General features: G+C 65.8%; 25 protein-coding genes. 17 read left to right on the top strand and 8 right to left on the bottom strand.

Annotated elements, in window-relative coordinates:
- Window positions 1-275: 275 nt before the first annotated feature.
- Entirely contained in the window at window positions 276-788 is a 513-nt protein-coding gene (locus P7B02_RS03180) for a helix-turn-helix domain-containing protein (RefSeq protein WP_277784853.1), read from the top strand.
- A 295-nt stretch (window positions 789-1,083) separates the two neighbouring features.
- Here the strand turns inward: P7B02_RS03180 and P7B02_RS03185 are convergent, their stop codons facing one another.
- Entirely contained in the window at window positions 1,084-1,809 is a 726-nt protein-coding gene (locus P7B02_RS03185) for an extensin family protein (RefSeq protein WP_277784854.1), read from the bottom strand.
- A gap of 206 nt (window positions 1,810-2,015) precedes the next feature.
- Between P7B02_RS03185 and P7B02_RS03190 the strand changes: the two genes are divergently transcribed.
- The 3 genes from P7B02_RS03190 to P7B02_RS03200 all read left to right on the top strand — a co-directional run bounded on the left by P7B02_RS03190 (window position 2,016) and on the right by P7B02_RS03200 (window position 3,522).
- On the top strand, window positions 2,016-2,243 hold the full coding sequence (locus P7B02_RS03190; protein ID WP_277784855.1) for a hypothetical protein: 228 nt from the start codon (window positions 2,016-2,018) through the stop codon (window positions 2,241-2,243).
- A gap of 111 nt (window positions 2,244-2,354) precedes the next feature.
- Window positions 2,355-3,098 carry a DNA polymerase III subunit epsilon gene (locus P7B02_RS03195; RefSeq protein WP_277784856.1) on the top strand — a complete coding sequence of 248 codons (744 nt, stop codon included), beginning with the start codon at window positions 2,355-2,357 and terminating at the stop codon, window positions 3,096-3,098.
- Between the two features lie 163 nt (window positions 3,099-3,261).
- Window positions 3,262-3,522, top strand: a complete 261-nt coding sequence (locus P7B02_RS03200) for a hypothetical protein (protein WP_277784857.1) — start codon at window positions 3,262-3,264, stop codon at window positions 3,520-3,522.
- A gap of 87 nt (window positions 3,523-3,609) precedes the next feature.
- Here the strand turns inward: P7B02_RS03200 and P7B02_RS03205 are convergent, their stop codons facing one another.
- The 3 genes from P7B02_RS03205 to P7B02_RS03215 are packed head-to-tail and all read right to left on the bottom strand — an operon-like array spanning window position 3,610 to window position 7,797.
- Window positions 3,610-5,049: a TolC family protein gene (locus tag P7B02_RS03205; protein ID WP_277784858.1), complete on the bottom strand. Its 1,440-nt coding sequence runs from the start codon at window positions 5,047-5,049 to the stop codon at window positions 3,610-3,612.
- Window positions 5,046-6,116 (bottom strand): efflux RND transporter periplasmic adaptor subunit, encoded by a 1,071-nt coding sequence (locus P7B02_RS03210; protein ID WP_277784859.1) that lies wholly within the window; start codon window positions 6,114-6,116, stop codon window positions 5,046-5,048. Before P7B02_RS03210 ends, P7B02_RS03205 begins: the two co-directional genes overlap by 4 nt.
- Window positions 6,100-7,797: a hypothetical protein gene (locus P7B02_RS03215; RefSeq protein ID WP_277784860.1), complete on the bottom strand. Its 1,698-nt coding sequence runs from the start codon at window positions 7,795-7,797 to the stop codon at window positions 6,100-6,102. Before P7B02_RS03215 ends, P7B02_RS03210 begins: the two co-directional genes overlap by 17 nt.
- A 616-nt stretch (window positions 7,798-8,413) precedes the next feature.
- On the opposite strand from P7B02_RS03215, the gene P7B02_RS03220 reads away from it, so the two are divergent.
- The 11 genes from P7B02_RS03220 (at window position 8,414) to P7B02_RS03270 (ending at window position 18,448) form a co-directional block, all read left to right on the top strand.
- Window positions 8,414-8,896: a MarR family winged helix-turn-helix transcriptional regulator gene (locus P7B02_RS03220; RefSeq protein WP_277784861.1), complete on the top strand. Its 483-nt coding sequence runs from the start codon at window positions 8,414-8,416 to the stop codon at window positions 8,894-8,896.
- Window positions 8,893-10,242 (top strand): S41 family peptidase, encoded by a 1,350-nt coding sequence (locus P7B02_RS03225; RefSeq protein WP_277784862.1) that lies wholly within the window; start codon window positions 8,893-8,895, stop codon window positions 10,240-10,242. The genes P7B02_RS03220 and P7B02_RS03225 overlap by 4 nt, the downstream gene beginning before the upstream one ends.
- A 260-nt stretch (window positions 10,243-10,502) precedes the next feature.
- Complete coding sequence (locus P7B02_RS03230) at window positions 10,503-11,603, top strand: histidine kinase dimerization/phosphoacceptor domain -containing protein (protein ID WP_431355775.1); 1,101 nt, start codon at window positions 10,503-10,505, stop codon at window positions 11,601-11,603.
- A gap of 20 nt (window positions 11,604-11,623) precedes the next feature.
- The gene (locus P7B02_RS03235) at window positions 11,624-12,049 is read left to right on the top strand and encodes a response regulator (RefSeq protein ID WP_277784864.1); all 426 of its coding nucleotides are present in this window, start codon (window positions 11,624-11,626) and stop codon (window positions 12,047-12,049) included.
- Window positions 12,050-12,276: 227 nt separating this feature from the next.
- Complete coding sequence (locus P7B02_RS03240; protein ID WP_277784865.1) at window positions 12,277-12,588, top strand: hypothetical protein; 312 nt, start codon at window positions 12,277-12,279, stop codon at window positions 12,586-12,588.
- 3 nt (window positions 12,589-12,591) lie between these two features.
- Window positions 12,592-13,203 carry a hypothetical protein gene (locus P7B02_RS03245; RefSeq protein ID WP_277784866.1) on the top strand — a complete coding sequence of 204 codons (612 nt, stop codon included), beginning with the start codon at window positions 12,592-12,594 and terminating at the stop codon, window positions 13,201-13,203.
- A gap of 13 nt (window positions 13,204-13,216) precedes the next feature.
- Window positions 13,217-13,462, top strand: a complete 246-nt coding sequence (locus tag P7B02_RS03250) for a hypothetical protein (protein WP_277784867.1) — start codon at window positions 13,217-13,219, stop codon at window positions 13,460-13,462.
- Window positions 13,463-13,883: 421 nt separating this feature from the next.
- Entirely contained in the window at window positions 13,884-17,210 is a 3,327-nt protein-coding gene (locus tag P7B02_RS03255; protein ID WP_277784868.1) for an Ig-like domain-containing protein, read from the top strand.
- 73 nt (window positions 17,211-17,283) lie between these two features.
- Window positions 17,284-17,472: a DUF3606 domain-containing protein gene (locus P7B02_RS03260; RefSeq protein ID WP_277784869.1), complete on the top strand. Its 189-nt coding sequence runs from the start codon at window positions 17,284-17,286 to the stop codon at window positions 17,470-17,472.
- 2 nt (window positions 17,473-17,474) lie between these two features.
- The gene (locus P7B02_RS03265; RefSeq protein ID WP_277784870.1) at window positions 17,475-17,741 is read left to right on the top strand and encodes a hypothetical protein; all 267 of its coding nucleotides are present in this window, start codon (window positions 17,475-17,477) and stop codon (window positions 17,739-17,741) included.
- Window positions 17,742-17,887: 146 nt separating this feature from the next.
- Window positions 17,888-18,448 carry an SOS response-associated peptidase family protein gene (locus tag P7B02_RS03270; protein ID WP_277784871.1) on the top strand — a complete coding sequence of 187 codons (561 nt, stop codon included), beginning with the start codon at window positions 17,888-17,890 and terminating at the stop codon, window positions 18,446-18,448.
- Between the two features lie 198 nt (window positions 18,449-18,646).
- Here P7B02_RS03270 and P7B02_RS03275 read toward each other — a convergent pair whose 3' ends face one another.
- Entirely contained in the window at window positions 18,647-19,387 is a 741-nt protein-coding gene (locus P7B02_RS03275; protein ID WP_277784872.1) for an SDR family NAD(P)-dependent oxidoreductase, read from the bottom strand.
- 80 nt (window positions 19,388-19,467) lie between these two features.
- Here P7B02_RS03275 and P7B02_RS03280 point away from each other — a divergent pair, with 80 nt between their 5' ends.
- Complete coding sequence (locus P7B02_RS03280; RefSeq protein WP_277784873.1) at window positions 19,468-20,130, top strand: TetR/AcrR family transcriptional regulator; 663 nt, start codon at window positions 19,468-19,470, stop codon at window positions 20,128-20,130.
- Window positions 20,131-20,166: 36 nt separating this feature from the next.
- Here the strand turns inward: P7B02_RS03280 and P7B02_RS03285 are convergent, their stop codons facing one another.
- Genes P7B02_RS03285 through P7B02_RS03295 form a run of 3 tightly spaced genes read right to left on the bottom strand, consistent with a single transcriptional unit; the run spans window position 20,167 to window position 21,951 of the window.
- Entirely contained in the window at window positions 20,167-20,898 is a 732-nt protein-coding gene (locus P7B02_RS03285; RefSeq protein WP_277784874.1) for a hypothetical protein, read from the bottom strand.
- Window positions 20,899-20,952: 54 nt separating this feature from the next.
- A complete protein-coding gene (locus tag P7B02_RS03290; protein WP_277784875.1) occupies window positions 20,953-21,531 on the bottom strand; it encodes a DUF1190 domain-containing protein in 579 nt (192 codons plus the stop codon).
- Window positions 21,532-21,537: 6 nt separating this feature from the next.
- Window positions 21,538-21,951: a DUF350 domain-containing protein gene (locus tag P7B02_RS03295; protein ID WP_277784876.1), complete on the bottom strand. Its 414-nt coding sequence runs from the start codon at window positions 21,949-21,951 to the stop codon at window positions 21,538-21,540.
- 171 nt (window positions 21,952-22,122) lie between these two features.
- On the opposite strand from P7B02_RS03295, the gene P7B02_RS03300 reads away from it, so the two are divergent.
- Entirely contained in the window at window positions 22,123-23,286 is a 1,164-nt protein-coding gene (locus P7B02_RS03300; RefSeq protein ID WP_277785168.1) for a glutathionylspermidine synthase family protein, read from the top strand.
- Window positions 23,287-23,376: the final 90 nt, after the last annotated feature.

Genomic DNA, 23,376 nt, shown 5'->3' on the forward strand with positions numbered 1-23,376 from the left:
GCATGCAAGTTCGAGCGCCTGGTTCCGGGGCATTCGCTGCCATGCGGAGAGCGTTCAGTGCGGACTGCACCTCGCAGGTGCAAATTCGCACGACGAAGGTGCGGATGCGGATCTCTGAGGTGCAGTTGTGCACGGCTGAAGAGAGGCGGTCGCCGCAACGTTCAGCAGTCAGACCTGCGCAAGCCCCTAAAGGATACGGCCGACTGTTTGCGAGTTGCGCGGGGCGCGGCACTCGCTAATGGATTCAATCGTGAGTAGAGGATTGTTTGTGAACGATGGACGCAGAGGCGCTTATTGAATCCGCTCACAACAGAAGGTCTAATCTTGCTCAAATCATTCGAACACTGAGGCTCGCCGCTAACCTCAGCGTGACGGAGACCGCCCGCCGGATGGGCGTGACGCGCCGCGTGTATCAAACGTTCGAAAAGGGCGACTCAGCCGTCGATATCGGCCTAGTTTACCGGTTCGGCGAGGCCGTCGGTGCCGACCCTGCCGGGATCATCGTTTCGTTACTTATCGGCGATGCACGATTTGCTTACAGGGTCGCCGAAAACAAGGTGATGTTGATGGCCATCTTGGCCATCGAGGAGTGGAACCGAAAATTCGGTGACGACTTGGAGTTGGCAAATCCGAACGAGTTTTACTCCATCCTCTCCGTCGCCTTAGGCAAGATGATCGAGAACGCTCGGTCTCGAGAGACCGTCGGCGAGATGGTTCTCCAGCAGCGTTTTCCAAGATTGTCTTTTTCGCTCTTCAATCGGTTTCGCAAAGAAAGCCGCGAGCGTTAGGCGAACTCGGGCCGCCCGTATCTTCCCGAGGAACGCCGTCGCCAAAGCGCAACGTTCAAAGACGAGACGAAGAAGCGGAGCGTTGGCTGGAGCAGAACATCGGCATGATGTTCGTCGCCAAGCCGGACCGCGAAGACGGTTGCGGGAAACGCGTCCCACACGTCGGTGACGCAGCGCGCCCTTCTCGCCCATTCGCGACGCGGCCCGCACTTGACCAGGCTGAGCAATCTCGCCGGCCGCCGTGCAGTTACTCGAAGGCGAGCGCTATGAGGAGGCTGCGTCAGGCCCCTGCGGCTCAGCGGCAGATGCGCCCCTCGCCAAGTTCGAGATGGAGATGGTCGGCGTGAGCGAGGTTGTAATCAGGCGATAGCGTCGTCTGAAAGACCTGGCAGGCGCCGTCGCGAATCCGCCTCAGGAACCGACCTTCGGCGGCGGCGCCGTCGGACCAGTGCGCCTTCACACTGATCCGTCGCCCGTCACTGAGGCGTACGCCTGCGATATCCATCGCAGATGCGCGAGCGTGAGCGCTCGGTCGCGCGCCGGGTGTATTGTTGACCGGCCGGCACGCGTAGACGCCCAGATGGTCGATCTGGGTCACGCGCGCGCCGAAGATTTCAAGAGCGGCGGCGTCGACGGCCTGGCGACGCCAAAGCGAGACCGCCGCCGCCAGCGGGCAAGTCATCATCGGCCGTGGCGGGGCGTAGCGGACCCCATCATTTTGCAGCGTGCCCGCTGCGATGACCCGGCAGGTCTCCGACTGGATCTGGTCGGCGACCGGTCGAAACGGCACCGCCGCCGCGGCCAACCATGCCTGGCATGAGGCGCTCTCCGACGTCGCGTAAGCCAGTCTGGCTCGCGAGGAGCCGTCGAGCGGCTCGGTGATTGCAATTGGACGACGGTCAAGACCGGGTCGAACGGTCGAGGTGCAGCCGCCGAGGGCCGCGATGATGAGCGCGGGCGCAATCACGGCCACGCGCAGGGCCGCCTTTTCCAATGGAAGAGCTGTCGGTCTTTCACGCACTGCTGCTTGCCTCCATGCCAGCCAACGGCCGGCGAGATCTGTCGATCCCGAGACGGCGGGGCCTAAGGCTCCAGCCGTTCGCGAGCGGGCCGACCTATGGAAAACCCGATCAGCCATCTGCCTGACCCAACCAAAAGGAACCTTCACCATGTTCTTGCATTTGCCACTCCGGTTTCCGGCGAACGCCATTCTCGAAGGGGCTCTGAATGGTTGAATATGAGTATCGCGGCTACGCGATCAGCCTCCAGCATGGGTGCCTGGCTCTGCTGGCCAGCGCCACCTGCCTGCGCACGGGCGCGCCGCTTCCTCGTCTGGTCACCGCGACATTTGCGGAAGGCGTCGAGGTGCTGATGCGCCGGATCAAGATTGCGGTGAACGAGGAGTTGAGAAGCAACCCGACCGGTGAGCGTCAGGCGCCGCCCAAAGCTGCCTGAGGCTCCGGATCCGGGGATTCCTTCGCCGAACGGGCCTCTCGAAAGCCGGACGCCTGCATCCTATCTGAACGCCAAGAGGTCACACCGGACCTGAAGCAAAGCCTGGCCGTCTTGCGCCGCATCCGCACCATCGATCTGGAGACCGCCGGCAATGGCCCGCACGACGTGTGCGAGATCGGCTGGCAGGATGTCGAACAAGGAGGCGATGGCGTCTGGGTGGTCAGCGAAAGCAGAGGCTCGCTCCTGGTCAATCCCGGCCGCCCGATCTCGCCCGAGACGATGGCGGTTCATCACATCCTGGACGAACACGTCGCCGCAGCTCCCTTCTGGAAGACGGTGGCGGGATCGGTGCTGCGGCCGCCAGGCGGCGTCCTGGCGCTCGCCGCCCACCGGGCCGCCTTCGAGCAGAAGTTCTGCAGGCCGCGGTTCACCGGCGCGGTCGACTGGATCTGCACTTGGAAATGCGCCCTGCGTGTCTGGCCGCATCTGCCGGGCTTCTCCAATCAGCGCCTGCGCTATGGGCGGATGCCGCGAGGTCTTGTCCATGAGCTGGGCCTGCCGGCGCATCGCGCCTTGCCCGACGCCTATGTCACCGCCCATCACCTGCGTGACTTGCTGAACGCCTCTTCGGTGGAGCAGTTGATCGCCTGGAGCCGTGAGCCGGGCCTGCTGCCCCGCGTCCCCTCCGGCCCTGATCGCGGCAAGGCCTTCTGCGACCTGCCGAACGACCGCCTGCTCATCCTTGCCCGGGACCGCGACTTGGATGTGCGGTTCTCAGCGCAAACCGAGCTTCACCGGCGTGGCGATCAAGCTGAGCCCCCGCAGGCGCCGCCGGCTCAGCAGACCCTTCTCTAGGAGGTTGTTTACGCCGTTCGAATGAGCCGGAGCCCATCAGCTGCAATGCCCCATCGCAATGGGCCACGCCGCGAGGAACGATTTTCCTGCGTCGATCCTTTCGTCCGGAGCGCGGACCGACAAAGTCCTGCGTCGACCCCAGCTGTTGTGGTGCGCGACCCTCGTGACGGATGTGACGGATCTGGAGGATGAGGCCGACGCGCTGCTGTCGCGGATCATGATGATCCGTGACGACCTTGATGCAGGTCGGCTGACCGCGTTTCAGGTGCAGGTCTACCGCGAGCTTGGGCGTCAGGTGGAGCGCGTCACGCGCGACATGGACGCCGCTGCAGACGCCGAGGCCGCAGACGCGCTCTGGCGTCAGGGCGCCGATCTCATCCATGCGTTCCTGGACGAGCACTTTCCGGACCCGACCTGCCACTGAGGCTGAAGGGCGAAGGGCTGGCGCCGTGCGCCATCACGCGCCTGCGGCGCGGTCATTCGAAGGCCGCTTTCGAGATCGCCGCCGTCGTCAGTTCATTTCATCAAGGCCCAGGGCGGTCCAATCCACCGTCGCCGCAGCCAGATCGGCGCGAGCCGCCGCGATACGGGTCTGAGCTTCGATCAGTCGCACCGCGGCATCGGTGGCGGTCTCTTCACGCTGATTGACGAGGAAGAAATCGCTGGAGCCGAGCTGGAAGCGACGCCGCTCCGCCGCAGCCAGGCGGTCGGCCAGATCGCGCTCCTGCTCGGCTGTGGCGGCGAGCCGTTCGGCGGCGTTCAATGCGATCGAGACTCCTTCGACTTCGATCGTGATCTGATCGCGCAGCAATCGTGCGCGGGCCTCCAGAGCGTCGATCTCCGCGCGGGCCTCAGCAAGCTTGCCTTTGGCGGCGCGGTTTTGAAGCGGGACGGCGAACCGAAAGCCGATCGCCGCCTCCGCGGGTGTGCGGCTGGCGCCGCCGCGACCTTCGTCGCCCACGTCCTTGCCAAACTCCGCGCGCAGATCGAAGCGCGGCTTCAGGTTGTTCTCTGCGAGGGCGAGCTTTGCCGTGGACTGGTCGATCCGCTCCAGGAGGCTTTGCAGATCGGGCCGTTCCGATGCGTTGATGCGATGTGCGGGCGAAGCGTCCACGGCCAGCGCCGACAAAGCCCGGGGCAGGCTCGTCTCGTCGACAATCCTCGGCTGGCCCGCCGCGTCGCGGTAGTAGAGCGACAGGGCGTTGGAGGCGGTGCGAAAATCGCCTTCGGCGCGCACGACCAGGGCTTGGCGGCGAACCCGGTTTTGCTCGTTTTCGGTGATCAGGATGTCGGGCCTCGCCCCCAGCGCCACCTGACGCTCGATGGCTCCGCGGCGGCTGTCGGCGAGCTCGACAAGCTCACGATAGGCCCGCAGCCTCCAGCCCGCCGCCACCCAGGTCTGATAAGCCTTTACGGCGCGCGTCTGGACGCCCACCGCCACGGCGAGCCGTTCAAATCGGGCGATGTCGATATCAGACGCCGCCAAGGTGCGCTGGGTGCGCCGCTCATCGATGAGCCGATCGCGCAACATCGAGTAGAGCACCCCGATCTTGGCCTCGCCCAGTTCGTTGGTGTAGACCTCGTCCTCATAGATCGGGAACGCGCCCCGCGAGACGCGGTAGGCGCCGTATGCGTAGCCGCCGTTCGTGGTGAAGGGCCGGGTGGCCCGCGCCTCCACCACGTCCCCGTCGTAGTAGCCGAGCATGCGCGATCGCCCCTCGACGCCAAAGACGGTGTCAAACGCGCCTTGCGCGCTCAAGGCGCGTCCCTGCGCCTGACGCTCACGCGCCAGCTGCTCGATGATCTGAGGAGAAGCGCGGGCCGAAGAGCGCAGGACCTCCGCCAGCGTCAACGGCTCTGCCGCCGCACTTACCGCCGCCGGCGCAAGGATCGGTTGTGCGCCCTGCGCTGGCGCCGCCAGCAGCAGGATCATGGCGAGTGTCGCGGTCACTTGGCTTGGGCCGAGGTGTTGGCCGCCGCCTTGTCGATCGCAACGGAGGTCGCGGTGGGCCCGCCGGGACCAAAGTCCAAGGGAAAGTCGTTCAGCTGGCGCCAGAGCTCGTAGCCGACCGTGACGGTGCGGCCCTGCACCCAACCTCGAACCTTGCCGCCCAGTCTGACGAACCGCTGGTCGGGCCAGGGCGCCTTGGCCGGCGCCGGCTCCACCAGCACGCGAAAGAGGCCTGACGGGGAGGCTGTCGGATCGATGGCGCGCACCTGCCCGTCAAACAGCCCCTGAGCGATCACGGGCCAGCCGCTGAACTGGATCGCCGGCCAACCTTCGAATTCGAGACGGACCGGCCCGGACACCTGGACGAGCGGCAGGTCGCGGCCATCGATGTAGAGCTCCACGACCCGCTCGGTGCGCTCAGGAGCGACAACGGCAAGCACGGTTCCTGCAGACACCAGGCCGCCGCCGGCGGCGGCGTTGAGGTTCTGGATGCGGCCGGTGCGCGGCGCAGTCACAAGCTGCGCGGACTGGCGATTGAGCTGCACGTCGATGCGGTTGAGCTTGGCGCGCGACTCCGCCAGCTTGGCCTCGGCGTCGGCGACCTTGATCTGAGCCTGCTCAAAATCCCTTCGCGCGGCCAGCCCTTCTGCAAGTAGCTGGCGTGTGCGCCCGACATCGATGGAGGCGACCGAGCGCGCCTGTTGCACGGCGGCGATTTCGGCAAGCACCTGCTCGCGCTCCTGCGCCAGCCTGCTGAGGAGGTCGGGATCCAGATCGACGATCTGCGCGATCGGATCGCCCGCCTCCACGTGCTGGCCGTCGCGGACGAACCAGCGCTCGACCCGCCCGCTGACCAGAGCCGACACTTCTTGGGCCCTGTCGCCGGGATCGGTCGTGGCGACCTGTCCGCGTCCTTGGGCGGTCTGCATCCAGGGCACGAAGAGCAGCACGGCGACAGACAGAGCGACACCGACGATGATCATCCAGCCGATGGCCGCAAGCACTTTGGGCGGCTTCAGCTGCGACAGGGTCTTGAAGTGCGCCAGATGTTCAGGACGGTAGGGCATTGTTCTCCCCCCTATCGGCCAGGTGACGTTGAAGGTCCGCAAGGCAGGAGAAGCGCCTTTGCTCGTCCAAGCCATAGTGGAGCCAGCCGTCGAGCGTCATGTCCTCGGGCCGACGCGTAAACAGCAGGACGGTCGTGCCGCGCGCTCTCAGCGCGGTCAGCACCGCCTCGAGCCGGCGAGGCGGCAAAAGATCGTAGACCTGGCCCAGCATCAGCAATTTGGGGGCGACGAGCATGGCGTTGGCCAGACGCAGAGCCATCATCGAGCTGAGGCTCAGGGGATGGCCCGTGGAGGCCAGCTGGGTGTCCAGGCCAAGCTGCAACTGCGCGATGCGCTCTTGCAGACCGACCATCTCCAGCGCCTCCATCATCTGTCCGGCCGTCACTTGCGACGAAGCCATGGTCAGGTACTGACGGATCGTCACCTCGGCGATGGACGGCCGGTCAAGAACCAGAACCTGCGAGCGAAGCAGGTACATGTCGAGGCCGCCCAGATCCGCGCCTCCGATCGAGATGAGGCCGCGCTGAGGGTTGAGGTGTCGCTTCAGAACCAGCGCCAGCTTTCGCTCGGCGCCCGGCGTGGCCACGATGACAAGCTGCTCGCCGGCCTCTACGGAAAAATCGAAATGCGCATCGTCGAACATGACATTGCGCAATCTCAACGCCCCGTCCTTTGGAGCGCCCGCGCCCCTGGCCTGAGGCGCTTCCTGGGGAATGGAGAAGAGGAGCGAGATTTCTTCGGAGCTGGCCACCAGCTCGTAGAAGTTGTCCAGGTAGTAGCCCAGCTGCGCGATCCCGTAGAAGACGCTGGCCAGGATCAGTTCAGCGGCGACCAGCTGGCCGATCGACAGTTCGCGGCGCAGGATGAGGTCGCCCCCAAGCATCAGCAGGGCGGCGCTGGCGAAGGCGTAGAGCAGCAGGTAGCCGAGGGTCTGGGCGAAGCTGTAGCGAAAGTAGAGTTTGTGGGCTGCGACATAGTCGGCCGTCACCGCATCGGACTTGTCCATGGCGAAGGCGAGGTGGCGGCTGGACTTGTAGAAGCCGTTCGAGCTGCCCACGCTCTCAAGCCATCGCGCGGCGTTGTGCTTGGCATGGCTGAGGGCCACCGCGCCGCTTATGGCCCCCCGGCGCCACGCCAGCCAGATTGCGATGACAATGGCGATGACCGTGACGTTAAACGCCAGGAAGAAGGGATGGTAGAAACTTGTGACCACCAGTCCCACCAGCCCCTGAAGCACAATCGTGAAAGCGCCGATGACCAGCGCCGGCACGGCCTTTTGAATGACCGAGACATCGAAATAGCGGTTGAACAGATCACTGCGGTTTGCGTCGCCGAAGAACGGGTTTTGAGCATGCACCGCCCGAATGGTGATCTCCGCGACGATGCGGGCAAAGACGCGACGCTCAAAAGCCGCCATCAGATGGACCCGAAGCGCGCTCAATCCGGCCACCAAAAGCAACAGCACGAGCAATACCGCTGACAAGGTCCAAAGCGGCGCCGGCAGCGCAATGTTGGCGACGCTGTTGATCAGCAGCTGAACCGAGATCGGGGTGGCCAGGGACAAAAGGCCGATCGCCAGGGTGTAGACCAACCCCAGGCGGACATAGGCGGCCTCCGGGCCGACAATTTCCGCAAGCCAGGCGACCGCTTCTTTAAATCCGATCCGATCGTTCGTCGCCAATTGCGCCTCGTCACAACATCAGGCGAAGCGCGGATCGCTTGTGCATGAAGCGCCACGCTCCGCGCGCAGAAGCGCGTTTGCGCACCGCCACGTCCGGCGGCGATACACCAAGACCTCGCCAAGCATGAAAGGCCATTTCGTTACAAATTGTGTACGCCGCTCCACCGCCGATGGGCGCTCAGGCGCGCCTCTTGGGCGGCCTTGTGAAGGCGCGTCTGACTGCAGGATACGGAACTAGGCGAACACGCGCTTCAACGGGTGGGCGGCGCTCTTCGTCGGACTTCATCCGTGCCGAACATGTGCCCCCCTTTGAGCGCGTGAAGGTTGGCGCTGGATAGCTTCAGGCAAGGCCCCTATCGGCGCCCCCGACGCTGAGCCTTGGATGTCGGGACGCGCGGCGCAAGGCGCCTATGATTGCGCTGACGACCTCCGAATGACGTAGCTGGAGCATCCCAACTACGACCATCACATCGAGGGCGCGGCAGGCGCAATTGATCACGCCGAGCGTTCAGCCGGATCACCGGCGGCGACGGGCCTCGCCTGTGTTTGCTCCACCGCAAAAAAGCTGTCCGATTTGTCATTTGAGGATATATGTTAGCGCTTATAGATTGGATCAATGATCCGATCCCAACGCACGCCCGGCGTCCTCCTGCGGCGCCTGATCGAACACCTCGATGGCGCTGTCGAGCAGTCCTACAGGGACGCTGGGCTGGATTACCGTCCTCGGTTCACGCCCATCGTGCGCGCCTTGCTGAACGATGGGCCGGCCAGCCTGCGGGCCTTGTCTTTGCGGATCGGCGTCACCCACTCGGCCATGAGCCAGACTGTCAGCCAGATGGTTGCGCGCGGTTGGGTGGCCCTTGAGCCCGGCCTCGACGGGCGCGAACGGATCGTGTCGCTGACCCCCTTCGCACAGGAGCGGTTGCCCCAGCTGGAGCGGTGTTGGAGCGCCACCGCAGCCGCCGCCGCCTCCCTGGACGCCGACATCGGCCAACCCCTCGCCGAAGTGCTGACCCGCGCGCTCGACGCCCTTGAGCACCGCCCCTTTTCCGCTCGCCTCGCCGAAGCCATCGCCCCTCGATCTGGAGCTGACCAATGATCAGTCTGCGTCTTGCCGCCTCAATCTGCATGCTGGGCAGCCTCGCCGGCACGGCTGCTTTGGCCCAGCAGGCGCAGCCCATAGCCGTGGCCCGGGCCTCTGTCGCGCCGCTGACGGCGGCCGAACGCGCCGCCGCCGTCGCTGCTGTCATTACGGCGGTCGAGGCACGCTACGTCTTTCCTGACCGCATCGCGGCCATCCGCGGTCGGCTGAGCGACAGCCTCTCAAGCGGCCGCTACGATGTCACCGATCCGCAGGTTTTCGCCGAGCGGATGACCACGGACTTGCGGGAGTCCAGTCAGGACCGGCACATGTACCTGACCCACAATCCCGGCGAGTACGCCGCGGCCGTCAGCTCCAAGGGCGACGTTTTCGACAATCCCGAGGTGAAGGCTCTCTGGGCGGCGGCGGAGAAGCGGGCCAATGGCGGCCTGTCCGAGATGCGCATTTTGCCCGGGAACGTCCGCTATCTGAGGATCACCCAGTTCCACTGGGTCACCGACCGGACGGGCCAGGCCTATGACGGCGCCATGAGGTTCCTGCGCGACGGCGATGCGGTGATCATCGACCTGAGGGGCAACGGCGGCGGCAATCATGCGGCGGTCCGCTATCTGCTCAGCCATTTCATGAAGCCTGACACGCTGGACATCACATTCCTCCAGGCTGGCAAGGAACCGATCCAGTCGCGGACGCTGGACCACCTTCCGGCGGGCCGCCTGACCGACAAGCCGCTCTATGTCCTTACCGACGGCACGGTGGGCTCAGCAGCCGAGGCTTTCGCCTATGACGTTCAACAGTTCCGCGTAGGAACGGTCGTCGGCGCGACCACCGGCGGGGCGGCCAACAACAACGAGTTTGCGCCCATCGCCCCCGGCTTCGTGCTCAGCATCTCGTCGGGCCGACCAGTCCATCCTGTCTCCGGCGGCAACTGGGAGCGGGTGGGCGTCATCCCCGACGTCGCCGTCGATCCGGCCATCGCCTTCGACACCGCCGCCGCCCTGGCCCTGAAGGCCCTACTCGACCGGGGCGAAGGCGCGCCCGACGATCGGGCCGCATGGGAATGGGCCCGTGCCGGCGCCGAGGCGCGCCTGAAGCCGGTGAGGGTTCCCCTCAAGCAATTGCGGCCGCTCGCCGGAACCTATGGCGGGCGCACCATCCTGTTCCGGAATGACCGGCTGATCTGGCGCCTCGCCAATGGTCAGGATTTCCCGCTCACACCCATGACCGCCGACGGCCTGTTCGCGGTCGAAGGAACCAACGACCGGATGCGGGCTCGGCTGGATGGAAAGGTGCTGGAGGTGCATCGCCTGGACGCCGCCGCCCCCTCCCGTTTCCCACGAGACTGAAGGCCGCGCTCATTGTCGGGCGGTCCGCATCGCCGATGGGCGCGACATTCAGGTCCGCAATGACGATCCGGGTCTGTGGGCCGATCCGATCACCTCGAAGCTGCGCGCCCTCATCCCGCTCAAAACCTGCGTCCGGGCCTGATCGAAACAGGCGCGGGTGCGGGCAGCCTTTCCGCTTGCGGCGAATGACGAAACCAAAAGTTCCTTGCGCCGCTTAACACCGTTGCGCCGCGCTGGCGGCTGCGAGCGACAGGACTGTGGTGTTGAAACAGCAGGATGACTGGCGCCTCACCGACGAGGTGCATCACGAAGCGGGGCGCGGAGATCCCTTCGCCGCGGCGATCCGCGGGACGCGGATGCCGATGGTGATCACCGATCCGCGTCTGGCGGACAATCCGATCGTCTTCGCCAACAAGTCCTTTCAGACCCTCACCGGATATGACCGGGAGGAGATCATCGGTCGCAATTGCCGCTTCCTGCAAGGTCCGGGCACCGATCACAACGCCGTTCGGGCGATCCGCGGCGCCGTGGACGCCGGAGAAGACATTCAGATCGACATCCTGAACTACCGCAAGGACGGCTCCACATTCTGGAACGCCTTGTTCCTCAGCCCGGTGCGGGGCCACGATGGCGAAATCCAGTTCTTCTTCGCCAGCCAGCTCGATGTGACGGATCGGATCGAGGCGCACCGCGAGATAGCCGACCAGAAGGCTGATGTTGATCGCCTCGTGGCCGAACGAACGGCCGAACTGGAGCTGGCGCTGGAGGCCAAGACGCTGCTGCTTCATGAGGTCGATCATCGTGTGAAGAACAACCTCACCATGATCGGCTCCTTGTTGCGACTGCAGGCCAGGACGCTTCCGGATCCGGACCTGAAAGCCACGCTGGAATCCATGTTGGAACGCGTAGACGCCCTGGCGACGGTGCACCGACGACTTTATCAGTCAGACGACATAACCCGGTTCGACATCGGCGCGCTGGTGGAGACCCTGGCTCTCGATCTGGTCGGCGCCGCTGGCCGAAAGGACATCGTGCTTGAGCTCGAAACCGCCTGCGTCATGGCGCCGTCGAGTCTCGCCTCGGCGCTGGGCCTCATCATCAACGAGCTCCTCACCAACGCCCTCAAACATGCGTTCTGCGACGGCCGTCCAGGACGTCTGCGGGTGGCTGTGACCGCTTCGGGCGGCCTTGGTCGGATCATCGTGGCCGATGACGGTCCGAACGCCCGAACGGACGGACAGCCCGGGCTCGGGCGCAGCCTCATCGGTCGCCTGTCGCGGCAGATCGGCGGCGAGACCCGCTGGACGGCGTCGGACAAAGGCATGACGGCGACGATTGATTTTCCGGTAGGTGGTTCATGACGCCTCCTCGGCCGCTCGGCGTGTTGATCGTCGAGGATGAAGCTTTGCTGGCTATGGATATCGAGGCCATGGTCGAAGATTGCGGCCATACGGTCGTCGCCGACGCGATGTCGCTGAGGGAGGTCACCGCCCTTGCCGACCGCCCGGCGCCGGATCTCGCCTTCGTCGACATCCAGTTGGCCGAAGGATCCAATGGCCTGGATGTCTGCGCCTGGATACGCGAGCACTGGACCGGCACGGCCGTCGTCTTCGTTACAGCCAATCCCGCAATCTTGCCCGAGGACTTCGCCGGGGCCCACGGGGTCATCGCCAAGCCGTTTTCACGCCACGGTCTGGCGTCGGCCATGCGGTTCATCAGTGAAGGGATCACAGATCCGCCCCCCAAGAGCGGACAGCCGCCAAGCTTCACGCCCTCGCCACAGATCGCTGAACTCTGGTCCGTATAGTCCGCCGCCGACGCCGTCGCCGCCGATGCGCTGCGGCGTCAGGGCGCCGATCCGGGGTTCGCCTTTCCGGACGAGCACTTTCCCGGAGCCGACCTGCCGTTGAGCAGCGCTGCGCCCGCGCCCCGACGGCTTCGTGCCGGCCCATGCGTCAAATGGAACATTCCATGAACAAATGATTCGACTCTCCGGAGACTCCGGGCCTAGGAGTCGACCTCCAGGAGGTTTTCATGTCCATCCGATCGACGCCCGCCCCACCCCGGCGGGCGAGCGAGCCCCGATGCCTGATGCAGGGCTTCGACCCGTCCCTAAGCTACGCCATGGGTGACGATCGGCACCTTCGCGCGCGTTGCCGCTGCAAACTGATGGTGGCCGTTCCGATCCAGCAATGGCTGGACCAGGGCCTTGTGGGTCATCGCCTGAGCAGCCTGGCCGATCGCCTGCGCTGTCAGTGCGGCGCGCGTTCGGTGAGCCTGGAGGTCTGGTCGGGGCCGGCCGATCCGCAGGCTTTGGCCTATGGCGGCATCTATGTCTTTCGGTGACCCATGGGTTCTTGGGAAGTGAACCCCAAGCCCGATGACCTTTGGGGCGGCGCAAGGGCTGAGCGGCCCAGCGCACCGCCGCGCGGCTGGCTGATCGAGAACGACACCCTCGTGCGCGATGACAGCTTGGCCGGCTATCAGGCGCGCGGCCAGCAGGTTCGGGCCTCCTGCTATCAGCGAGACTGCAAGCGCAGCTGCTGGATAGACATCGACTTCATGGTCAGCCGCCGGATGGGCCGGCTGTCCATGGCCGAGTGCAAGCGCTTGCTCAAGTGCGGCGCCCTTGGCGGGTGCGGGCTCGACTTTCGTGAAGAGCCGCAGGCGGGGGTGACGCTTCGCACCCTTGCGGCGGCGGGCGAGAAGGTCCGGATCGCGTTTCGGTGCGCCGCCTGCGGCGTGGCCAAGGCGACGTCTCCCGCGGCGGCGATCGCACGCCTGAAGGCCGGCAAGCGCGGCGACGAGGACACCTTGCATACGGATCTGGGCGCCAAGCTCACCAAGCCCTGCAAATGCGGCAAGACCCGTTGGGAGGTTCAGGTCCGGTGGCCGGATCCCAACGCGCCCACCCATGGCGGCGAGGCGGCGCGCGCCTACGACAAACGCATCCGATCCTGAGAGGGCAGAACTCATGCCGACGCAGCGCAAGATCGCCGAACTGACCAAGGTCTATGGCGCCGAAAAGCAGCTCCTCTTCTACACGATCCCTACCCTCACGGGCGGCGGACGGCGCTCTTCGTCCGACTTCATCCGTCCCGAACATGTGCCCGCCTTTGAGGGCGAGAGCGCCTGGTTCGAGCTGGAGAGCTTCAGGGAAGGACCCTGGCGGCAGTGGCGGGCGACGCGGCGCGTGGAGCCTCCCTATCGGCCCAGATAGGCGATAGCGCCCACGCTTGGACCATTCCCCCTCCGCGGCAGAGCCTCCAAAGCGTTGCGTTGCAGGCTCTGGCGGGGCGTTCTGTGGCGGGGCGTCGCCGGCACGGCCCGGCGACAAGATTGCAGCGTCAGAATAGATAAAGAACACCGTTTGCTCATTTTGAGTAACAGCCCGACGTCGCCCCTTGTGCCCACAGGCTCTAGAGATTTTGCAGGCGATCATCGGCGTCCCGACCGGCCGAACGTCGACTTTTCGCCGGCGCGTTATTGCAAAGTGCAAGGGCGCCGCCCTATTGACCGGCAGGCTTGCTTTCGACCGTCACAATTAAGCTCTCGCAAAGGCGGCGCTTGTTGTTGCGGGCGATTCTTCACGACGCAGTGGGGGCCGGTCGTTCGCCGCCGCGACAACCAGGGACCCCCAGATGGCCACCGACACCACCCCGCCGTCCGTCTTCGCTGTCACCGTGCCCGAGAACGGCTCCTACAGGGCGGGCCAAACGCTGACCTTCGCCGTGACCTTCGATGAGGACATCATCGTCGTTGGCTCAGACGCCACGCTTGGCCTGAACATCGGCGGCGAGGCCAGGAATGCAGCTTACTCATACTCCGCCGGCCGGGTCGTCACCTTCACCTACACGGTTCAGGCAGGGGATACGGACGCCAACGGCATCTCGATCGGCGCGATCACTCTGGGCGCGGCGAGGATCCAGGATGCGGCGGGCAACGACGCTGCCCTGTCCTTGAGCGGGCGTGTGCCCTCCACTGCGGCAATCCTCGTCGATACGACCGCCCCCGCCGCTGTGGGCGTCGCCGTGCCGGCGAACGGCGTCTACGTCGCCGGTCAATCCCTGGACTTCACCGTGGCGTTCGATGAGAACGTCACGGTCAACGGCGCCGACAGCACCCTGGGACTGACGATCGGCTCCGCAACGCGCAATGCGGCCTTCCATTCGAACTCGGGCAATACGGTCACCTACCGCTACACCCTGCAGGCAGGAGAAGTCGACACGGACGGCATTGTCGTCGGCTCCCTGGCGCTTGGCTCCTCGACCATCCGGGACGCGGCCGGCAACAACGCTTCTCTTTTGCTTTCGAACGTGGGGGCGACGGGGAATGTTCGCGTCGACGCCAGCGTTCCCAGCGTCTCGGGCAACGTCAGCGTCCCGCCGGACAGCGTCTACGTGGCCGGCCAGACGCTTTTGTTCACGATCGCCTTTGACGAGAACCTGACAATCACGGGCACGACCAGCACGCTGGCCCTGACGATCGGCGGCGCCTTGCGCAGCGCCGCCTACGAAGAAAAGACCGCCAATTCGGTCACTTACGCCTATACAATCCAGGCCGGCGACCTGGACGCCGACGGGATCACCATAAACGGGCTGGCGCTCAACGGCTCGACGATCCGGGACAGCGCGGGCAACAACGCCAATCTTTCCTTGACCGGCCACCTTCCCTCCATGACCGGCGTGCGGGTGGACGCGGTCGCGCCAAGCGTTGCGATCACATCCAGCGCCGCCCAACTCAGACAGGGTCAAACGGCGACAATCACCTTCACCTTCAGCGAGACGCCCGTCGGGTTCTCGGCAGCGGACATCGTCGTCAGCGGTGGCGTCCTTGGCGGATTGTCCGGGAGCGGAAACGTCTACACCGCCACCTTCACCCCCACGGACGGGATCGATGGCGGCTCCGCGAGCATCACGATTGCGGCGAACAGCTTCACGGACGCCGCCGCAAACGGCAACAGCGCGGGCTTGTCCCCTTCGCTAAGCTTCGACACCCGGGCCCCGACCGCGCCGACCCTGGCCCTGGAGCCGGCCTCCGACACCGGCGCGTCCGTCTCGGACGGCGTTACGAACAACACGCGTCCCACCCTGCGGGGACTTGCCGAGTCCGGCTCGACGGTCAGTCTTTATGACGGCCAGGGCAACGTCCTGGGGTCGACGACAGCCGTCAACGGCCAGTTCTCCGTCGCGCCCGTCCTGGCTCTGGCGCAGGGAGATCATACGATTACCGCTCACGCCGTGGACGGCGCGGGCAACGCTTCGGCCGTCAGCAACAGCGTCGACCTCACCATCGACACGACGGCTCCGACGGTCGCCATCACAAGCAATGTCTCTCAGCTGAAGGTCGGGGAGACGGCGGCCGTCACCTTCACCTTCAGCGAAGCGCCCGTTGGATTTTCCGCCGCGGACATCACCGTCATCGGCGGCACGCTGGGCGCGCTCAGTTCCGCCGGCGGCGACGGGCGGGTCTTTACGGCCGTGTTCACCCCCACCGCCGGGCAGAACGCCACAACGGCGAGCATCACGATCAGCGCCGCCTCCTACATGGACCTCGCCGGCAACAACGGCGGGAGCGGGACCACGCCTGCGCTGACCTTCGACACTCTTGCGCCGGCGGCCCCGTCAAAGCCGAGCCTAACCTCCGTCAGCGACAGCGGAGCGCCCGACAACATCACCAATATCGAGACGCCGACCTTCGTCGGCACGGCCGAAGCCGGAGCCTTGATCAAGCTCTTCGACACCGATGGCCTCACGCTTCTTGGCCAGGCGACGGCCAACGGCCAGGGCGACTGGACGATCACGAGCTCAGCCTTGCAAGGCGGCCATACGGTCAAGGCCCAGGCGACCGATCTGGCGGGCAACACCTCGTCCCTGAGCGCGGGCCTTGCCCTGGTCGTCGATACGACGGCCCCGTCCGTCGCCATCACGTCCTCCAAGGCAGCCTTGGCGGTTGGAGAAACCGCTCTTTTGAGCTTCACCTTCTCCGAGGCGGTCAGCGGCTTCACCATGGCCGATCTTGTGGCCACAGGCGGCACGCTCGGCACCTTGACCCCGACGGCCGACCCGAAGGTCTACAGCGTAGACTTCACTTACAACGGCTCGGCCGGACCGGGCGTGTCGATCGCCGCCGGCGCCTACACCGACGTCGCCGGCAACGCCAACCCGGCCGCCAGCCTGGCGTTGAGCGTGCTCCAACCTGCGCAGCCCGAGCCGCAACCGCCCCTGACCGCGCAGGAGATCCGCCAGACCTTCGCTTCGGCGGCGGGCTTTGCGCTCAATTCCGACAAGGCGCTCGCCAGCAACATCACCCTGCCTGACGGCACGGTCGTGCCCAATCCGGCCTTCGAGACCGCCGTGCGCCTGGCGTCGCTTATCAGCCGGTTTGAGCTCGGCCTCATCAATCGCGACGCCCTGATCGACGGCGTGGTGGAACTGGCGGCCCCCACATCGGGGGTGGCGCTTTCGGCCTATCAGTTCTTCACCGGATCGACGCCGACGAAGGCCGGCATGGCCTGGCTGATCGACAGCCCCGCCAACGCAAACGACCTGACCGACCCCTATTACGCCCGCTTCAATGAGGTGAACCGCTTCATCAATTTTGCGGTCAATCTGGGGACCCGGGGCGAAGGCGCCGCCGCCTTCGAGGCGAAGTTCGGCGCGCTGGATTTCCAGGCGTCAGTGCGCCTGGCCTATGACATGATCATCGGCCTGGACACCGCTCGCGCTGCAGGCGTGAATGTGGACGCGGCGCTGGCCTGGATCGCCAGCCAGGAGGGCTATTTCGACGCCTTCGCCGGCTCAGACCTCGGCGGCAAGGCGGCCATGATCGGCTACATCATGCAGGCCGGCTTCGAGGCCAAGGTGGGGCGCTACTACCAGGCATCCCACGGCTTCATTGAAGACAGCTTCGATGGATCGCCCGCCTACCAGGTCGACCTTGTGGGCGGTCAGCATTTGGGAACGTGATATCGCCGCCCCGCGCCGGGCCGCCAGGGAACCGGGAGGCTCCAGTCGGCTTCCCTTCCAAAAGGAGGACGCCATGTCGGACGATAGAACCCGGGTCGGCGAGCCCGATCGCAGCTTCATCGCCATGGGCGAGGATCACGAAGTCCGCTACTGGAGCGGCAAATTCGGCGTCGATCGCGAGACGCTGCAGCGGGCGGTCGATCAGGTCGGCAATAGCGCCGACGCCGTCGAGGAGTTCTTGCAGGGTCAGCGGGCGGGCTGACCATGCCCCTGGAGCCCATCAAGATCACGCATCGCGGCCAGACCTGGAACGGTCAGTGGTCCATGCGCGGCCGGGCGCTTCATATCGACAGCGCCTACGGCTCCCTCACCACCGACCCGCGTCGACGACGGCCCAAGCTTGTCGCCGCAGAAGCCCTCACCGAGCTGGTGGAGACCTGGCGCCGATCCACCGCTTCGCCTGTGCGGCCGACGACGGATCTGGCTGGGAGAAAATCGCGCAAGCAAGGTGGGCCGCCCGCAGGGGGATAAGTTACGGACGGCCCAACAGCGCGGCTCAATGACACGCCGCATGGTAACGCTTGTTTTCAGCCGTGGTTCCATAACAAACGGCGCCTAAGACAACGCCGGCCGCGCCTCCTGTGGACCGGCCCCGCCGGGCCAAATACGCTGCTCGCATGTGCAATGAGATCAAGCGCAAGAAGGACATCGGCCAGGTGATCGGGGAAGCCGGCACGCTTGGCCTGCCGCTGACCTGGGCCGAGGCCCATCACGCCACCAACCGCCATCCGGACGACTCCATCAGGATCACCGACCGCACCGAAATCATCCGGCCGGCCCCGGCTGGTGGTGAACTGCAGGTCCTGCCCTGGTCCTGGAAGGGCGCGCACGGCGCGCCTGTGTTCAACTTCCGCTCCGAAGGCCGCACTTTCGCCCGCGAGGCCCGCTGCCTCGTCCCGATCACCCACTTCTACGAGTTCGGCGAAGGCAAGCCGCCCAAGCCGAAGTTCGAGTTCTCGGCGGTGGGCGACGCCCCCTTCGGCATTGCGGGCATAGTCCGTGAGGGGGCCTTCACCTTGCTCACCTGCGAGCCTGGCGCGGATGTGGCGCCCTACCACAAGCGCCAGGTCGTTCTCCTCTTCGGGGATCAGATGGTCGACTGGCTGCATGGCGGCGCAGAAGCTGATCTGCTCTTGCCAACGCCTGCGGGCCGCCTTCAGGTCGAACGGGTGCGATGAAGCAGCATCTCGCAAAGTCCGCGATGTTGATCGTGGTGACGCTTGCCGACTTGCTTCGGCGGCCACCGGCTCCGAACGCCCGATGAGTGCTGACGCCGCGGCGTTCGGGTTCGACGCACGCCGCGATGGCGCCGCCTTCCAAGCCGCCGCTCAAGGGGGACGGCCCGCATAGGTCACCCATGCGGGCCTGCCCTTGGGTCAGGTCATCTGACCGCCGTCGACATTGAGGATCGTGCCGGTGATGTGCCGGGCCGCGGGGCTCGCCAGGAAAACCACGGCAGCGGCCACATCCGCCGGCTCGCCGAAGCGCCCGAGCGGCGACAGAGAGCGCTGGAAGTCAGCGGCCTCACCGTCGGCGGGATTCATCTCGGTGTTGGTCGAGCCGGGCTGCACGAGATTGACCGTGATGTCGCGCGGCCCAAGCTCACGGGCGAGGCCTCGGTTGAAGGACTGAAGCGCCGACTTGGTCATGTAGTAGACCGATCCGGGCTCGCCCACGATGCGGTCGGCGCCGGCCGATCCGATCGAGATGATGCGCCCGCCCGCCTTCAGGTGAGGGATGGCGGCCTGCGCGGCCAGGATGGGCCCGCGCACATTGACCGCGAACATCTCGTCGATTTCCCTGGCGCTGATGTCGGCGATCAGGTTGTAGTGAACGATGGCGGCGTTGTTCACGAGGATGTCGAGGCCGCCCAGAGCGCCCACGGTCTCGTCGACCGACCTTTTGACGGCGGCGGGGTCGGCGCTGTCTGCCCGGATGGCCACAGCCTTGCGCCCTTTGGCCTCGATCGCCTTGACGACCCGGGCGGCGCGGTCGGCAGAGCCCGAATAGGTGATTGCGACATCTGCGCCCGCATCAGCCAGGGCGGTTGCGATCGCAGCGCCGATGCCTCGCGATCCGCCGGTGACCAGGGCGCGTTTACCGTTCAGGTCGATCATGATTGCACCATTTATGCAGTGATTGATGCACAATAGGTAGGGCGTTGATTTTCGGGGTCAATAGATTTATACAGCGTTCGATGCACAAAGATGATGCTGAGCAGTCCGGCGACCTGACCCTGAGGCGCTCTCGCGGGCGGCCAAGGGCGTTCGACCGTACAGCGGCGCTCGATGCGGCCACGACCCTGTTCTGGACTAACGGCTATGAAGCCACCTCCATTTCGGACCTGACCGAGGCCATGGGCATCGGCGCCAAGAGCCTCTATGCGGCCTTCGGATCGAAGGACGCGCTCTTCACCGAGGCGCTGCACCATTACGTGCGCAAGTATGGCGGTCTGGCCTGGGATCGCGCGCGTGAGGCGCCGACGGCGCGCGAAGCGGCGTCCGCCTTCCTCTATGACTCCGCCGCCGCCCTCTCGGGATCGGTCTGCGACATGCCGCGCGGCTGCATGGCGACCATCGCTTCATTGGGCTGTGAAGGCCTTGCAGCGGTGGGCGAGTTCGCTGCGTCCATCGAGACCACGTTTCAGCGTCTTGAGGCGCGCCTGAAGAAGGGCGTCGACGACGGCGACCTGCCCCCGTCCGTCGACGTGGCGCAGCTGGCGCGGTTCGTGGAGACGGTGCAGAGCGGCATGTCGGTCAAGGCGCGCAACGGCGCGGACCGCGCCGAGCTTGAGGGCGTGGCCAAGGTCGCCATGGCCGGCTGGGATGGCATCGTCAGGGCCGCGAACGCCGAAGGCTGACCGCCAGGGGCGCGTCTCGTCGCCTTCGAATGCCCGTCAGTCGACGACGGGCCTCAGCAGGTAGGTAAACACGGCGCGATCCTCTCCGGTCATGCCCCGCATGTAGTGCGCAAGGCACTCCGGGTCACTCTCGACCGACCGCACGACGCCTGCGGCCGTCAGCCGGTCATCGATGGACTTCAGCCTGGCGGACCAGGTCGCCGCGCCAAGGGGTTGGTCCACCATCCTGGCTTCGCGACCGCGGACGAACCTGACGGTGTATTCGACGCCGTAGCTGGGCCCCTCGTCGGACGTGCGGTCCGTGCGACATCCGCCGACAATCTCGGTCGCCTGCTCCCAGGCCTGCCGCGCTTTCAGCGCGCCGCCGCTGAACCACTGCGCTTCGGTCGGGGTCGCCACACCAAAACGGCGCCCTCCGATCGCAAGCGCGGTCAACGCCTGCACGACCAGCACTACGACGCATCCAAGGACGACGAGGATGCGTCCGGCCGCAGTCAGGTTCGGCACGAGCCGGCGATAGCGAAGGCCAAACGCACCCGGCACAGTGAACATGGGCAGCGCAATCGCAATGGCCCCAAGAAGGCCTTCCCAGCCCTCCCTGCGCCACCAGACAATCATGCCCGAAACCCGCAGGGCCGCGGCCGTCTCGCGTCTGAGCGCAATGCCGTCCGTCCAGCGAACGATCAAGAAGGCCGTAAACGCCAGGACGAAGGCGAGAGCGATGCCGACAAACCGCCAAGCGATATGATCTTCGCGGTCGCTGATCATCGATGGGCGCAGCGCCCCGCAGCCAAAGCCGCACCCGGCGGCCTCAACTGGCGCCTATCCGCCAAAGCTGCCGGCTCTCAGGCCAAAGCCGCCCCGGCTGCGGGCCGTCGAGCGCTGACCGTCCGCGTAGGCCCGCCGCTCTTCGGCGCTGGAGCCTCCAGCTCCGTAGCCGTAATAGCCGCCGCCCCCTCCTGATCCCCCGCCGCCCTGCTCCTCCTCTGTGCGCCGGGTCTCGCTGCGGTACCGGTAGACCGGCGTGCCGCCATAGCGGCCGTCGAGCATCTGGCCGATCACAAAGCCCGTAAGCAGGGGTGCAAAGTAGCTGCCGCCCGAAGCTTGGCGCTCCAGGCACTGCCTGTCGCCATGCACCTCCTCGCAGCTCTTCCTGTCCCAGTAGCGAGAGCCGTTCTCCAGGTCGGCGCGCACCGCCTGCTCGTGCGCCTGCCTGCAGGCGGCCTCCTCGGCGCCTGGATCCACGAGGCATTGCTCAACCGTGGTGTAGCGGCGCGGCGCAGCCTCGGTCGTCTCCCATTCGGCGACGGCGCCGGGATTGACCCTGGGGCCGCATGCGGTGGCCATAAGACTGGCGCTGGCCATGACCGTCGTCAGGCGAAGAGTCGATGAGCGCTTCATGAGGGCTCAGGCGCTCATGCAGGCGGCGTTGAGAAGGCCGACGGCCAGCGACAGGGTCGCAAGATAGATCGCCGCGGCGATCTGGCCGTCCTCGATACGCGCCTTCACGTCCGGCAGGAGCACCAGGCGCACAAGCGTGAAAACCAGAATCTGGACACCCCCCGAGACCAAGGCCCAGGCGCAGAACTCCACCAGGCTGACCGTGTGGTTCAGGGCCGAGACCAGCGGCATGACATAGCCGAGGATGGCCCCCGCCAGAGCGATCGCGGCGGCGATGTTTCCCTGCCGGATCAGGGCCCGCTCATTGTAGGGCGTGACCAGCTGATAGATGAACTTGAAGAGCCCGGTGAACAGCCCGGCCGCGGCGAAGGCCAGGGCGAAAGCAGCCACGCCCGTGGTGAACCCAGTCAGATCAAACATAACGCCCCCGCGTCGACAACGTATGCGCCGACGCATTTTCCTTGTGGAACAAGGCAAGGCGACGCAGAACCTGCGCACAACTATAGGGTGCTTCGGGCGCAGCTCGTCAACGGTTCAGTGGAGCTGATGACGACCCGCAGAAGCGAGCATCCGGGACAGGAAGGGACCTGCATGCGGCGCCTGCCGATCGAGGAGCGAGCCGACTGGCGATCCGCAGCCGAGGCCATCGGCTTTGTTTTCCATCACATGGACGGGCGCCGCTACTGGGATGAGCGGGCGTACTACGCCTTCACCCTCGAGCAGGTCGAGACCGACCTGGAGCCGGCGGCGCAGACGTTGCACGCCATGTGCCTCGAGCTCGTCGCCGAGGCCTGCGCCAGTGAGCGGCTCATGGAGCGTCTGGCCATTCCCCGGATGGCCTGGGATCTTGTCGCCGCGTCTTTTGGCGCCGATGAGCCCAGCCTCTACGGGCGGTTCGACTTCGCCTATGACGGAGCCGGCCCGCCCAAGCTCTACGAGTACAACGCCGACACGCCGACCTCTGTCTTCGAGGCCTCGGTCGTGCAGTGGCTCTGGCTCGAGGACCAGATCAGGGCTAGGCGCCTCCCGGCCCATGCCGACCAGTTCAACAGCCTCCATGAAAAGCTCGTCGCGCGCCTCGGCGGACTCGTGCCGCCCGCAAGCACCCTCACCTTCACCTGCGTCGAGGACGCCGTGGAGGATCGGCAGACCGTCCGCTACCTGGAGGACGCCGCCGCTCAGGCCGGACTTCGCACGAGGTTCACCGATATTGCGCGCATCGGCGTCGATGACCACGACCGCTTCGTGGACGCCGAAGACTATGTGATTCAGACGCTCTTCAAGCTCTATCCGTGGGAAGACCTGTTTAGGGAGCCGTACGCCTTCAACATCGCCGCCTCCGGTACCCGGTTCATCGAGCCGGCCTGGAAGGCGGTCTTGTCCAACAAGGCGATCCTGCCGCTCCTGTGGGAGCGCCACCCGGGTCATCCCAATCTGCTGCCGGCCTTCTTCGACGACGACCCGAAAGCTGCGAGCCTGGGCGTCTCGTTCGTCCGCAAGCCCTTCTTCTCACGTGAAGGCGCCAACATCGAGCTGGTGGAGGATGGCCGCGGCGAGGCGGTCCTCGATCAGGGCTACGGCGCCGAAGGGCATGTCCGGCAGGCCCTTCATCCCTTGCCGCGCTTCGATGCAGGCTATCCGGTGATCGGAGCCTGGATGGTCGGCGATGAGGCCGCCGGCATCGGCGTGCGCGAGGACGATCTTCGCGTAACGCAGGACCGCTCACGCTTCGTGCCGCACGCCATTGTCGATTAAGGCGCTCAACGCCCAACTCGAGCGTGGTTATGCGCTGGATTTGCGGGCGGCGCCTTGTGGCGTTCGCGCAACATTCGCCGTGCCGGTCCG

The sequence above is a fragment of the Caulobacter segnis genome (assembly GCF_029543125.1).
In the GTDB taxonomy this organism is placed as follows: domain Bacteria; phylum Pseudomonadota; class Alphaproteobacteria; order Caulobacterales; family Caulobacteraceae; genus Caulobacter; species Caulobacter segnis_D.

Coding starts and splice junctions, on each gene's coding strand:
- P7B02_RS03180 (WP_277784853.1), top strand. CDS start 276: ATGGACGCAGAGGCGCTTATTGAATCCGCTCACAACAGAAGGTCTAAT.
- P7B02_RS03190 (WP_277784855.1), top strand. CDS start 2,016: ATGGTTGAATATGAGTATCGCGGCTACGCGATCAGCCTCCAGCATGGG.
- P7B02_RS03210 (WP_277784859.1), bottom strand. CDS start 6,116: ATGCCCTACCGTCCTGAACATCTGGCGCACTTCAAGACCCTGTCGCAG.
- P7B02_RS03220 (WP_277784861.1), top strand. CDS start 8,414: ATGATCCGATCCCAACGCACGCCCGGCGTCCTCCTGCGGCGCCTGATC.
- P7B02_RS03225 (WP_277784862.1), top strand. CDS start 8,893: ATGATCAGTCTGCGTCTTGCCGCCTCAATCTGCATGCTGGGCAGCCTC.
- P7B02_RS03240 (WP_277784865.1), top strand. CDS start 12,277: ATGTCCATCCGATCGACGCCCGCCCCACCCCGGCGGGCGAGCGAGCCC.
- P7B02_RS03245 (WP_277784866.1), top strand. CDS start 12,592: ATGGGTTCTTGGGAAGTGAACCCCAAGCCCGATGACCTTTGGGGCGGC.
- P7B02_RS03250 (WP_277784867.1), top strand. CDS start 13,217: ATGCCGACGCAGCGCAAGATCGCCGAACTGACCAAGGTCTATGGCGCC.
- P7B02_RS03255 (WP_277784868.1), top strand. CDS start 13,884: ATGGCCACCGACACCACCCCGCCGTCCGTCTTCGCTGTCACCGTGCCC.
- P7B02_RS03260 (WP_277784869.1), top strand. CDS start 17,284: ATGTCGGACGATAGAACCCGGGTCGGCGAGCCCGATCGCAGCTTCATC.
- P7B02_RS03265 (WP_277784870.1), top strand. CDS start 17,475: ATGCCCCTGGAGCCCATCAAGATCACGCATCGCGGCCAGACCTGGAAC.
- P7B02_RS03270 (WP_277784871.1), top strand. CDS start 17,888: ATGTGCAATGAGATCAAGCGCAAGAAGGACATCGGCCAGGTGATCGGG.
- P7B02_RS03275 (WP_277784872.1), bottom strand. CDS start 19,387: ATGATCGACCTGAACGGTAAACGCGCCCTGGTCACCGGCGGATCGCGA.
- P7B02_RS03280 (WP_277784873.1), top strand. CDS start 19,468: ATGCACAAAGATGATGCTGAGCAGTCCGGCGACCTGACCCTGAGGCGC.
- P7B02_RS03285 (WP_277784874.1), bottom strand. CDS start 20,898: ATGATCAGCGACCGCGAAGATCATATCGCTTGGCGGTTTGTCGGCATC.
- P7B02_RS03290 (WP_277784875.1), bottom strand. CDS start 21,531: ATGAAGCGCTCATCGACTCTTCGCCTGACGACGGTCATGGCCAGCGCC.
- P7B02_RS03295 (WP_277784876.1), bottom strand. CDS start 21,951: ATGTTTGATCTGACTGGGTTCACCACGGGCGTGGCTGCTTTCGCCCTG.
- P7B02_RS03300 (WP_277785168.1), top strand. CDS start 22,123: ATGCGGCGCCTGCCGATCGAGGAGCGAGCCGACTGGCGATCCGCAGCC.